This window comes from Larkinella arboricola, assembly GCF_003259745.1.
In the GTDB taxonomy this organism is placed as follows: Bacteria; Bacteroidota; Bacteroidia; order Cytophagales; family Spirosomataceae; genus Larkinella; species Larkinella arboricola.
The window spans coordinates 144,013-156,670 of record NZ_QLMC01000008.1; the positions used below are offsets into that span (position 1 = coordinate 144,013).

Below are 12,658 nucleotides of genomic sequence, written 5' to 3' on the forward strand. Positions count from 1 at the left end.
GCTAACTACTCTCTTTACCTTAAATAATTATCGAATAAAGCGAAAGGTAAACGGATACTTGTAGTACTCGCCGTTGTTCGCTTTTACGCCCGCCAGGATGGATAAAACAACGCTGATTAAACCGAGTACAATGAGTATGGGAAATCCAATTAAAAGGACAATCAGCAGAATGGCGACACCATAGGCAATGGTCATGGTAATCTGAAAATTCAGTGCCTCTTTGCCGTGGTAATCAACATAGGCCGATTTATCTTTCTGGATCTGCCAGACCACGATGGGGCCAACTACATTCCCAAAAGGAATAATAAAACCGGCCAGCGCGCTCAAATGAGCCAGCATACCCCACATCCGTTCATCAGACGGGCTTAAATAGTTAACAGGCGGTGGGGGCGTCGGGTTGTTGTAGGGTTGATTTTCCATGATAGCAGGGTTTGGTAAACCAAGTAAAAAGAAAGAAACGGCTTTTGCAATTTTTATCTGAAAATCAATCCGTTGCGTTAGAGCAAAAGAATGGAAGCCTTGCTTACCGCCATACGGCATCTGCACCTTGCTGGGCTTAAGTCCTGAAGCGGGGGTATTTCTACGATTTGCACTGCCTATCGTCTGGTGAAATATGCAGTTTGGAACCTATCAGAATCCGGAGGAGTTCAATCTTCGGGTGGATTTGACAACAAAAAAGAGCAGATACTGGGCGAGATGTTACGCTTCCGCGATGTTCATAAACAATAAGTATCTCAACAAAATGAAACCGACAATCACCATTGAATACTGCCCCAAATGCGGCTGGTTAATGCGCTCGGCCTGGATGGCGCAGGAATTACTAACCACCTTTACCGACGACATCCACGGTGTTCTGCTTCATCCGGCGGAGATCAGCGGACGGTTTTCGGTGGAAATTGATGGTCAGAAGATTTTTGACCGAAAAGTAGAAGGTCGTTTCCCCGAGATTAAAGAGCTAAAACAACTGGTTCGCGATGTGGTGAACCCGGAAAAACCCCTGGGGCATTCGGACAAAAAATGAAAGGGGAGCCTATTGACTCCCCTTTTCAATTATTTCGATTACGATTCCAGTTCCACGACCCAGTCGTCCTGTTCCACCACGGTGCCTTCTTTCAAAACCACCTGTTTGACGGTACCGGCTTTAGGAGCGGCCACGATGCTTTCCATTTTCATGGCTTCAATCACGAATAACGGCTGGTTTTTGTTGACTTTATCGCCCGACTTCACCAGGATTCTTGTCAACCGGCCCTGCAACGGTGACCCTACATCGCCTTCGTTTTTAATTTTGGCATTGGCCTGAAAATCAACCTTTAGTGACTTGTCGCGCACCTGGACCTGGCGGCTCTGGCCGTTCAGTTCGAACGTCACCGTGCGCATACCGTGGCTATCGGGTTCTGACACGTACGAAAGCCGTACCAGAATATTTTTGCCTTCGTCGATCTCGATCAGAATTTCCTCGTTTTCCTTCAGACCGTACAGGAAGGCCGGGGTCGGAATGATGCTCACATCACCGTGCTCCTGAACGGCTTTGTAGTACTCTTCGTACACTTTCGGATACATCTGGTACGAGAGGTAATCCAGAAAACCGTCACTCTGCGGAAATTTCTCTTCGAACTTCTTGAAGTCCTCCTCAAAATCAATCGGTAGCAGCTTCTCGTTCGGACGCCCGGTGAGCGGTTCGTCGCCCTTCAGAATAACCTCCTGTAGCTCTTGCGGGAAACCTCCGTAGGGCTGCCCCAGTTCGCCTTTGAAGAAACCTTTCACCGATTCCGGGAACGACAGCGACGCCCCTTTTTTGACTACATCCTCGGCGGTCAGGTTGTTTGAGGTCATGAACAGGGCCATATCGCCCACCACCTTTGACGAAGGCGTCACTTTCACAATATCGCCAAACATCTGATTGACAATACTATAATTCTTCTTCAGCGTCTCAAACTTATCGCCCAGCCCCAGCGCAATGGACTGCGGCTTGAGGTTCGAATATTGCCCGCCGGGAATCTCGTTCTGGTACACCTCCGCACTACCGGCTTTCATGCCCGACTCGAACGGATAATACCATTCCCGAACGTCCTCCCAGTAATTGGAGTAGGCATTCAGCGAATTCAGGTTGATTGAACTTTCGCGCTCGTGGCCCTGCAACATCGCCACCACGGAGTTGAAGTTGGGCTGTGAAGTCAGGCCCGACAGGGCACCCAGCGCACAATCGATCACGTCAACCCCCGCATCAACGGCTTTCAGGTAGGTGGCCGCCTGAATCGACGAAGTATCGTGCGTATGCAGGTGAATCGGAATGTTAACGGCTTTTTTCAACTCACGAACCAGCACTTCGGCTGCCAGCGGTTTCAGCAAACCGGCCATGTCTTTGATCGCCAACATATGCGCCCCTTCGTCTTCCAGTTGGCGGGCCATATCGAGGTAATATTGCAGCGTGTACTTCTGCTGATCCGGGGCCAGCATATCGCCGGTATAGCAGATGGCGGCTTCGGCCAGTGCATTGGTGCGTTCGCGCACGGCCCGGATGCTCACCTTCATGGCTTCCACCCAGTTCAGCGAGTCGAAAATCCGGAACACGTCGATGCCGTTTTCCCAGGATTTCTCCACGAATTTCTCGATCAGGTTGTCGGGGTAGGCCGAATAACCCACCGCATTTGAGCCCCGGAACAGCATCTGCAACAGCATGTTGGGCATGGCCTCGCGGAATTTCTGCAAACGCGTCCACGGACTTTCGTGCAAAAACCGCATTGCTACGTCGAACGTAGCTCCCCCCCAGACTTCCATCGAGAAGAGCTCGGGGTGGCTTTTGGCAAACCCTTCGGCTACCGCCAGCAGGTCTTTTGTCCGGACGCGGGTGGCCAGCAACGACTGGTGGCCGTCGCGGAAGGTCGTGTCGGTATACAGAACGGGTTTCTGGTCACGAACCCACTCCACGAATTTTTCCCGGCCCAGCTCCGTCAAACGGTCTTTATTGCCTTTCGGGCAGTCGCCGTATTTATCGTACACCGGAATCACGGGCGTACGGAATTTATCCTTGGGACCGGGTTTCACCTTTACTTCCGGGTTCCCGTTGACAATCACATCGGCCAGATAATTCAGGGCCCGCGTCGAACGGTCCTGGGGTTTACGCAGATCAAACAGTTCGGGATGGTTCTCGATAAACGAAACCCGCGCTTCGCCCTGCTGAAAAATCGGGTGAGCAATTACGTTGAGCAGGAACGGAATATTGGTTTTCACCCCCCGAATCCGGAACTCCACCAGGGCGCGTCTCAACCGCTGGGTAGCCCCCCGGAGCGTACGGCCCCGCGATGACACTTTCACGATCATCGAATCGAAATAGGGTGAAATTTTCACGCCGGGGTACGAACTGCCTTCGTCGAGCCGGATGCCAAAACCGGCGGCATTGCGGTAGGCAATGATGGTACCAAAGTCGGGCCGGAAATTGTTGGCCGGGTCTTCGGTAGTTACCCGGCACTGAATGGCGTACCCGTTCAGCGGTATTTCGTCCTGGTGGTTGATGTAAATACCGTTGTCGGACAACTTATATCCCATCGCAACCAGGATCTGCGTCCGCACCAGGTCGATACCGGTTACTTCTTCCGTGATGGTGTGCTCCACCTGAATCCGTGGATTGACCTCGATAAAATAAATGTTCTCGTTTTTATCGACCAGAAATTCAACCGTCCCGGCGTTGGAATAATTGGCTTGCTTACCAATTTTCAGGGCGTATTCGTACAGTTTATTCTTGGTGGCCTGCCGCAGTCCAAAAGAGGGAGCGACCTCGACAACCTTCTGAAAACGACGCTGTACCGAGCAATCCCGTTCGTAGAGGTGAACAATATTCCCGTGCGTATCGCCCAGCAACTGCACCTCAATGTGCTTCGGATCGACCACGAATTTCTCCAGGAAAATGGTATCGTCCCCAAACGCGTTTTTCGCTTCGTTACGGGCTTCGTTGAATGCCTTTTCAAAATCTTCCTCCTGGCGAACCACGCGCATCCCGCGTCCTCCCCCACCGGCCACGGCTTTGATCATCACCGGAAAACCAATCCGTTGCGCTTCTGAAAAAGCGACTGCATAGTCCGACAAATCTTGCCGACTGTCGGGAATCATCGGTACATCAGCCAGGGTAGCCAGGTTTTTCGCCCGAACTTTATCCCCCAGCAAGTCCATCGCTTCCGGCGTCGGCCCCACGAAAATAATGCCTTCTTCCCGGCACCGGCGCGCCAGCGTCACGTTCTCCGACAAAAAGCCATAGCCCGGGTGAATCGCATCAATTTTTTTTCGTTTGGCAAGTTGAATAATTCCTTCAATGTCTAAGTAGGGCTTCAACGGTTCATCGTCGCGACCGATCTGGTAGGCTTCATCCGCTTTGTAGCGGTGAAGCGAGTAACGGTCTTCATACGTATAAACGGCAACAGTAGTAATCCCTAACTCGGTGGCAGCCCGCATGATACGGATAGCGATTTCGCCCCGGTTGGCGACGAGCAGGCGGTGAATCGGGCGAATATAATCTTTCATGTGTCCCAGAACAGCAGGATGGGTTTTCGAAATTTGTGAACAATGCGGCAAGTTTATGGAAAAGTTTGTAAAAATCAGGCTTTACCGAAGGTTCATCGGAAAAGTATGGTTTTTCGTCAAATATTGCAGTGTTCGGCGACCACCCGCTCGTTTGCAAGGGATTACCCGTCATTCAAACGGTTTTATTTCAACTACACCAACGGTTTACGCCGACGCATCAGCCACTGTTTAGCACCAAAAACCACCATCCCGGTCAGAACAATCAGTCCGACATCGATTCCTACGCGCTGCAAACCATCCCAGGCCAAATCCAGTCGCCCACACGCCAGCGAAACGCCCACCATAGCCATCGCCGTGATGACCACCATCGCAATGAGCGCCCCGGCAATGACGCTGCGCCGGTAAGCCGCTACAATGATACAGCCCGCCAGTGTTCCCCCGAACGAAACCGTGATGTGTTTCCCCGTCGGATTAGAAATGGCTTCCACCTCGGGATTATGCGTAAATTCGTCCACATTGGTAACCCCCAGCCATTGCAGGATTAAAAAGGTGAGCAGTGCTCCCAGGCTCACCAGACCGTAGCCGATCAGCGACGAACGCAACCCAAATAATGCCGTTTGGCGGTTGTTCAGAATAATTCCCAACGGGACTTTTGCCAGCGGCTCAAAGCCCGGCGCAATAATGGAAGCGGCCACAAATGCCAGGGTTTGCGGACCCGGCTCAGACACCAGCCCAACGGCCGAGATGACGCCACCCAGTGCCATCAGCGTTATGAAATTACCCGTCAGACGACCCTGATACCGCAGCCCGCTCTCCATTTCCTCCCAGATAGCTTCGTCGACATCGAGCCGAATCTTCTCATGCTTTTCGGGATTTATCATACTGGCCAGTTCGGCCGTGGCGATGGCGTAATGACTGGGCGGGCATACGTGCTCAATGCGACGCAGAACCTCGTCCGCTCCTGAATTGAGGACATGGATGGTCATGGTATCTCCCGTCGGTTTGACCGAACCACCCCGGTGGAGCGACAGGCTGATCACCTCATCGATGGACTGGAGTTGATGAATCAGGGGATCGGTGTAAGCAGGCGTCAATGAAACAGTGAATGTACGTTGCATGAAACAGGTAAATTCAGATGGCTAGTCATGATAACCAGCGGAACAGGGCAAGCGTTTGATTTCTAATCATATTCTAATGAAAGTCATCAGCCTTACGCTGCCGTCCTTTTCCGGCAATTACCTGTTTCATTCGCGTACGGATGTCCCTTATTTCGTTACACCTGCACCAGTTTCCAGCGCCCCCGCCGAAACACCAGCACCGCAATAACGGCCAGCAACGACTCGCTGAAAGCCACCGACCAGAACACACCCGAAGGCCCCCACTCCAGCGAGTTGGCCAGCACATAGGCCAGCGGCACTTCAATAATCCAGAAACACACCACGTTGATAATCGTCGGCGTCCGTGTATCTCCCGCCCCATTCAGCGCCTGACTGATGACCATACCGTAGGCAAAAAAGACGTAGCCCAGACAGAAAATCCGCAGGCACTGCACGGCGATGTCGACCACTTTCGGATCACGATTGAAAAAACTGACGATCTCGGCCGCTCCCATATAAAACAGAATGCCGACGCTCAGCAAAAACAGCATGTTGCAGAAAGCCGCCCGCCAGGCCGACGTTTCGGCCCGTTCAGGTTGCCGGGCACCCAGGTTCTGTCCGACCAGCGTAGCGGCCGCGTTGGCCATCCCCCAGGACGGCATAATGGTAAAAATCATGATGCGAATGGCAATGGTGTAGCCCGCTACAACGTCGCTGCCGAACGTTGACAGGATGCGCGTCAGGAATACCCAACTGGCCGAGCCCACCAGAAACTGCGCCGTTCCACCGGCGGCAATGCCCAGCAGATTGCGAATAATGGCTGTATCGGGTCGAAAATCTGCCGTATCCACCTGCACACCCCGGCCGTTCTGCATCAGCTTAAACAATTGATACGACGCCCCGGCCGAACGACCGATTGTTGTGGCAATGGCCGAACCAATGACCCCCATTTCGGGAATGGGACCCCAGCCGAAAATGAAGACCGGACACAACACAATGTTGAACCCATTCGCAATCCAGAGCGACCGCATGGCCACAGAGGCATCTCCGGCTCCCCGCAAACAACCGCTCAGGGTATAGAGCAAAACGATAACCGGCGAACTGGCAAAAATCAGCCGGGTAAAGCCCGAACCGCTGGCAATCAGGTGTTCGTCGCCACCCATAGCCCGCAGAATATCGGGGGCAAATACCGCTCCGGGAATACCGATCAGTAAGGCAACGGCGACGGATACCAGAATGACCTGCGCAACCGATTTGCCGGCTTCACGGGCGTTGCCTTCGCCCACCCGCCGGGATACCAGTGCGGTGGCCGCCGTACTCAACCCAATGGCAACGGAATAAACAATGGTTAAGACCGACTCAGTCAGGCCGACCGCAGCCACGGCTTCGGTGCTGATTTTAGCTACAAAAAAGACGTCTACAATGGCAAACAGCGACTCCATTACCATTTCCAGTACCATCGGAACTGACAGCATGAAAATGGCCCGGTTGATGCTACCAGACGTATAATGGCCTTCAGAACCGCGCAATGCGGCTAGTAACAGGCGAAAAAACTTCGTCATAGAAACAAAAGCTGATTGGCGACGGATGCGCCGAATACTAATTATCTGGAAAAATGAAAAGAGAACCATCGGTCGGTCAGACCTGACGGTTGTAGCAGAATGGAGAGGCCCATTAAAGGGCGATAACAGCGGTATTCATTGGCGTTTCGCTTTGAGACCGCAAATGTACAGAAAGTTTTTTACCGGAAAAGAAAGATTGAGGGAACGGTATTTCTCTTTTAAAAGTTATATAATATATTTGTGCCCTCTAAAAGGTAGTACGCCAATGAAAATGTTAGCCGTTTACGGCCCCTTCCGCTTCCGCTAAAAACCGTTTCTTCATCTAACGGTTGTAATTCTTATTCTCATTTGTAATTTAAGGTTGTCGAAACCCGTCCGGGTGGCTTTTGCGTGCATTTTACGTAAGCAACGCCTGGCTTGTTTGGCTCCTTACAAATCCATTCCATCTATGATCGAAACACACAAACAGCCCGAAACCGCGGTTCTGGTGGCCCTGGTAACGCAAAAACAGTCGGCCGAAAAAACGCAGGAGTATCTGGAAGAGCTGGCTTTTCTGGCCGAAACATCGGGTGTCATTACCGTTAAATCGTTTATTCAGAAGCTCGACCGACCCGATATCCGCACCTACGTGGGGAAAGGAAAGCTGGAGGAAATCAATACGTTTGTTATCGACAATCCAGTTGATACGGTTATTTTTGACGACGATCTGTCGCCTTCACAGGTGCGGAACCTCGAAGCGGCTCTGCCGAACATCAAAGTGCTGGACCGGAGTCTGCTGATTCTGAATATTTTCTCGATGCGGGCACAAACCGCCCAGGCTAAATTGCAGGTCGAACTGGCTCAATATCAATATATGTATCCGCGTCTGACCCGGATGTGGACTCACTTAAGCCGGATGAAAGCCGGGGTGGGTACGCGGGGTCCGGGTGAAAAAGAACTCGAAACGGACCGCCGGATTGTGAAAGACCGGATTGCGTTTTTGAAGGATAAGCTGGAGAAAATTGATAAACAAAGCGTGACCCGCCGGAAAGAACGCGACCGGCTGGTGCGCGTGGCGCTGGTCGGTTACACAAACGTGGGCAAGTCGACCCTGATGCGGACGCTGGCGAAAGCCGATGTTTTTGCCGAGAACAAACTTTTCGCAACGGTTGATTCGACGGTTCGGAAGGTGGTATTGGGCAACATTCCGTTTCTGCTCACGGATACGGTCGGGTTTATTCGGAAACTGCCCACAACGCTGATCGAAGCCTTTAAATCGACGCTGGATGAGGTGCGCGAAGCGGATATTCTGCTGCACGTGGTGGATGTGTCGCATCCGTCGTTTGAGGAGCACATTGGTGTAGTCAACGATATTTTGTCGGAAATTGGTGTAGGCAACACCGCCGGTGAAAAACCAATGATTCTGGTTTTCAACAAAATTGACCAGTTTGAGCCGCGCGACGAGTGGATGCACCAGGATGATGATTTCGACGATAACCTGCCGGTAGCGATCCGGAAGCAGTCGGCTCTCGATTATTTAAAAAAAACGTATTTGACGCAAAAAGCTGAACACGTCGTTTTCATTTCGGCCGAGAAGCGCGAAAATCTCGACGAACTGCGTAACCTGCTGTATACCTTAGTAAAAGAGAAGCATTACAGCATCTACCCCAACTGGCTGGAAGTACCCCTGGGCGAATGGGCAGAGGAAACTGACACCAGCGAGGATTTTGGTAAATAGCAGATTTCTAAGCATTTTTGCAGTAAATACTGCAATACAGACCTGTATGGCCGTTCAGAACCATACAGGTTTTTTCTGGTCTCATAGTTCAACGGATAGAATAGAAGTTTCCTAAACTTTAGATCTGGGTTCGATTCCCGGTGGGACCACGAAACAGGGTAAAAAGTGCCTTTACAGCGCGTGAAGGCACTTTTTCATTTCCTAATTCATTTCCTAATGCTTTTATCACCCCTCTTTTTTCCTAATTATTTCCTAATGGGAGAGCCTTACTAACCGGTATGGGAGAGCATCAAAATTTCACTAAGAAGCTGATCATCAAAGATGATTATGTGAAAAAAGACGGTACCAGCACGTTATATATTTACGTGGGCATTGATGGCAAATTTGAACGAATTAATCTGAAGATTACCTGGCCAGTAACCCACTTCGATAAGAAGACCGGGAAGCTGATCGCCCGAAGCCGAAACGATAAGGATTTTAACGATTATACCCTGATCATCGAAACCGAAATGGCGAAGGTGAACGAAATCTTCAAATCGTATCGCCTGGCGGGGAAAAAGCTGAATCTGGATCAGCTACTAGAAGATTATCATTCGTTTACGTCCAAAAACGATTTTCTACGGTTCTGGGAAGCCGAAGTAAAAGAACGCTGGAAGCGGAAGAAGATCGAAGCCAACACCAGGGCGGGCCACATCGCCACGTTAAACAAACTGAAGGTATTCTGGAAGCAGGAAGCCCCCAAACGACAGATTAAAGCGCCAGCGGGATCGGATCAGCCACCGCTTCCGTTTATGGAAGTAACGCCGAAGCTACTGGAAAACTTCAGAGCGTTTTTAAGAAACCACTACGAAAACGGCGTGGGTACCGTTGAAAAATCAATCAAAGACGTTCGTACGTATGTGAAGCGGGCGCTGGCGGATGGAAACGTGTTTGATGATCCCTTTAAGGTGGTTAAAGTATCGCACCCACAGACAAATCCTGATGTTTTGACGGAAGATCAGCTGGTAATACTTCTGAAGATGTTTAACGACAATAAGACCCCCGAAAGCTGGGTGGTAGTACTTCGCCACTTTCTTTTCAGCTGCTTTACCGGCCTTCGGATTTCAGACGCTAAAACCGTTGGTCATGAGCATATTAAAGGCGATTGGCTGGTAATTATGCCATTTAAAAGCCGTAAATTTCAGAAGATCATCCGGATCCCGATTCACCCGATGGCCCGGCCCTTAATTTCTACCTCGTTGGGAAAACTATTCCAAACCTACAGCGATCAGTATACGAACCGGCTTCTGGCGAAAATTGGCGAAGCGGCTGGCGTTGATTTTAAAATGACAACGCATACGGCCAGGCATACTTTCGGAACGTTGTTTATCGAATTAGGTGGCGATGTGGTAACCCTGAAGGATTACATGGGACACAGCAAGCTAGAAACTACAATGAAGTACGTACACATCAGCGAACGCAGGAAGAAGGAACGGATCAACGTGTTCGATAAAATCTTTAAGACGGCCAGGGAAGATAAAGGCGGCCAGGGTGCCGCTTAGTATAAACATTGCCGTTTTTTCGGCTGGAATCGCACATTTTAGCAAGTGGGCGTACCTTTAAGACAATTTATAATTATAGGATGAATGCTGTAAGGTGGCCGGGTTTCCTAGCCACCTTCTTTTTATTTTTTTTCATCCGTATGAGGATTGTGCATATCTCCTAAGCTTTTATCAGGTAATATAATTCTACCTGTTTCTTTTTCAACTAGTCTTACTTCTAAACCTTCTTGACCTGGGTCTATCCATAAAGCTCCGTCTTCATTATAAGTTAATTTAATCCGATCCAAAACCCTTTCTTCTTTAGGTACGAGGTTTAAAGTACCTAACATGGGGTTATACCTTTGTGTAACGACTTCAACTTCGGTACTAAAATCAGTTGATGCTTTAAAAGAGATCACTCTAGCATTTTCTCTACTCACAAATCCTTCAACTGAATAATTGATAAACTGTCTTTCACCTGATATCCAACCAAGCTTTTTAAACACAGATTCCCAAAAATTCATGGTTCTCCATACGTTGTAATTCAAGCTTTTGTTTGGTATTCGATCAGAAAGTAGTGCTACGTCTTTATCATCACTACTATATTCCCCCTGTGAATCTATATACTTATTATTAATTAGTAGCTCACGTACTTGAGTCCTATACCTAAGAGTAGGTATCCATTTCTCATGTTTAGGCTTAGGATCTTTTGAAGGGAGGAAACGCTTGGCTTCAATTTCATGATGTTTCAAGACGTTGAAAACATCACCTACAATTGCATATTCTAAACATAGATTCTTTAGATAATAAAAATCATTATAAGGTTTTGGCATCATTTCTCTGAAATGAAACAATTCACCCGCTACTTTCTTTCCAGCTGCTAGTAACTTTCCATCACCAACCTCATTAGTTTGAAGGCACTCTACAAAATCGCAATAAGCCCCCATAACATCTCTATTGAAGCTATTTAATATCTCGTTTCTCATTTTAAAATAGTCAAATCTTCATGTATTAGGATAAAGGTCAAAGACTGTTTAGAAATGAGCTTTAGAGTCTATTTTTTATAAAATCCGCCACGGTCTGGCGGTTCACACCCAGGATTCGGCTGATCGCTGAATGACTTATTTTATTCTTTAGCAACTCCCTAATTGTTTCTTCCTTCCCGGTCAGTTTGGTTTCCTTCGATTTGGATCCGGCCGGGCGGCCTAATATCTGACCTTCGGCTTTCCTGCGCTCTAGGGCTTCTTTCGTTCGTTGACTGATCAGCTGGCGTTCAATCTCGGCCGATAAACTGAAAGCAAAAGCTAGTACTTTACTGGATATCGTGTTTCCTAGTTCGTACCCTTCTTTAATGGATATCACCAATACTTCCTTCTTCATGCACTCATTCAGAATAGACATAATTTCCAGAAGGGAACGTCCCAGGCGGGAAAGTTCAGTTACGTAAACGATATCACCCTTTTTCAAACTGGCCAGCAATTCGCCCAGTTGGCGATCCTGGGCGGCCTTCACGCCCGAAGCGGTTTCTTCGATCCATCGATCAATGTGATGGCGCTTTTCATCGGCAGCCTTTAGGATCTGGAAGCGTTGATTTTCTACAGTTTGTACGTCGGTGGAAACTCGTAAATAAGCGTAGATCATACACTAGTTATTAATAACGTATAGCCGAAAATTGAATGCTTGGGCTAGTTCTAAGTAGTCTCCTAAACTGTATCTTCTTCTCTGAATGAATATCAGCTTGAAAAGGTCTAGAATCTCCGATTCCGAGTGACAAAAGCGAAGCAATTCTAGAGCTTCTTCTTTGGAGTGGGTTGGCTGATCCATCAATCTTTGGAACTTATGATTTCAACAAGTGGAAGAACTACCTCCCAGGTAGACTCTTGAAACTTCTCGACTGGCCAGAAATCCACCACACCAGGGGAATTACTTTTATCATCGTTCAGAAAATTGATTAGTACCACCGCGCGAAAGAAGCCAGGGATCGGATAAGTATCTTCCACCGCCATCAGGATCAACGGCGGTTTAGAGTTAAAACTCAACCGTGATATAAGCAGAGTTCCAAGCTTAAAATTAGCCATTTTTGGCGATGCAGGATTAAACGCATTTAACTGAATTAATTTACGCAATTATAGCCAGATTCAAACCACATTTCATTGGATAGTTTTCGCTGATAGAAAACGCCCGTTTAAACCCTACAAAAAAGCCCCCGAACAACTTGTTCGAGGGCCAGCCCGCCAGTGCGATAAA

General features: G+C 49.0%; 10 protein-coding genes and 1 tRNA gene. 4 read left to right on the plus strand and 7 right to left on the minus strand.

Features of this window, described 5'->3' with window-relative positions:
• Positions 1 to 27 precede the first annotated feature (27 nt).
• The gene (locus LX87_RS25655; RefSeq protein WP_111631278.1) at positions 28 to 420 is read right to left on the minus strand and encodes a DUF4870 domain-containing protein; all 393 of its coding nucleotides are present in this window, start codon (positions 418 to 420) and stop codon (positions 28 to 30) included.
• Positions 421 to 742: 322 nt separating this feature from the next.
• Here LX87_RS25655 and LX87_RS25665 point away from each other — a divergent pair, with 322 nt between their 5' ends.
• Entirely contained in the window at positions 743 to 1,021 is a 279-nt protein-coding gene (locus LX87_RS25665; RefSeq protein WP_111631164.1) for an Rdx family protein, read from the plus strand.
• A gap of 38 nt (positions 1,022 to 1,059) precedes the next feature.
• Here LX87_RS25665 and LX87_RS25670 read toward each other — a convergent pair whose 3' ends face one another.
• The 3 genes from LX87_RS25670 to LX87_RS25680 form a co-directional block, all read right to left on the minus strand.
• The gene (locus LX87_RS25670) at positions 1,060 to 4,515 is read right to left on the minus strand and encodes a pyruvate carboxylase (RefSeq protein WP_111631165.1); all 3,456 of its coding nucleotides are present in this window, start codon (positions 4,513 to 4,515) and stop codon (positions 1,060 to 1,062) included.
• A gap of 191 nt (positions 4,516 to 4,706) precedes the next feature.
• Complete coding sequence (locus LX87_RS25675; protein ID WP_111631166.1) at positions 4,707 to 5,633, minus strand: DUF389 domain-containing protein; 927 nt, start codon at positions 5,631 to 5,633, stop codon at positions 4,707 to 4,709.
• Positions 5,634 to 5,788: 155 nt separating this feature from the next.
• A complete protein-coding gene (locus tag LX87_RS25680; RefSeq protein ID WP_111631167.1) occupies positions 5,789 to 7,174 on the minus strand; it encodes an MATE family efflux transporter in 1,386 nt (461 codons plus the stop codon).
• Between the two features lie 448 nt (positions 7,175 to 7,622).
• Between LX87_RS25680 and hflX the strand changes: the two genes are divergently transcribed.
• The 3 genes from hflX (at position 7,623) to LX87_RS25695 (ending at position 10,432) form a co-directional block, all read left to right on the plus strand.
• Entirely contained in the window at positions 7,623 to 8,891 is a 1,269-nt protein-coding gene (gene hflX, locus LX87_RS25685; protein WP_111631168.1) for a GTPase HflX, read from the plus strand.
• 77 nt (positions 8,892 to 8,968) lie between these two features.
• Positions 8,969 to 9,040, plus strand: a tRNA-Arg gene (locus LX87_RS25690).
• A gap of 129 nt (positions 9,041 to 9,169) precedes the next feature.
• Complete coding sequence (locus LX87_RS25695) at positions 9,170 to 10,432, plus strand: site-specific integrase (protein ID WP_111631169.1); 1,263 nt, start codon at positions 9,170 to 9,172, stop codon at positions 10,430 to 10,432.
• Positions 10,433 to 10,554: 122 nt separating this feature from the next.
• Here the strand turns inward: LX87_RS25695 and LX87_RS25700 are convergent, their stop codons facing one another.
• The 3 genes from LX87_RS25700 to LX87_RS25715 all read right to left on the minus strand — a co-directional run bounded on the left by LX87_RS25700 (position 10,555) and on the right by LX87_RS25715 (position 12,537).
• Positions 10,555 to 11,397, minus strand: coding sequence for a hypothetical protein (locus tag LX87_RS25700; RefSeq protein WP_111631170.1), 843 nt, complete (start codon positions 11,395 to 11,397; stop codon positions 10,555 to 10,557).
• Between the two features lie 61 nt (positions 11,398 to 11,458).
• A complete protein-coding gene (locus LX87_RS25705) occupies positions 11,459 to 12,052 on the minus strand; it encodes a master DNA invertase Mpi family serine-type recombinase (RefSeq protein WP_111631171.1) in 594 nt (197 codons plus the stop codon).
• A 182-nt stretch (positions 12,053 to 12,234) separates the two neighbouring features.
• Positions 12,235 to 12,537, minus strand: a complete 303-nt coding sequence (locus tag LX87_RS25715; protein ID WP_146624553.1) for a hypothetical protein — start codon at positions 12,535 to 12,537, stop codon at positions 12,235 to 12,237.
• Positions 12,538 to 12,658: the final 121 nt, after the last annotated feature.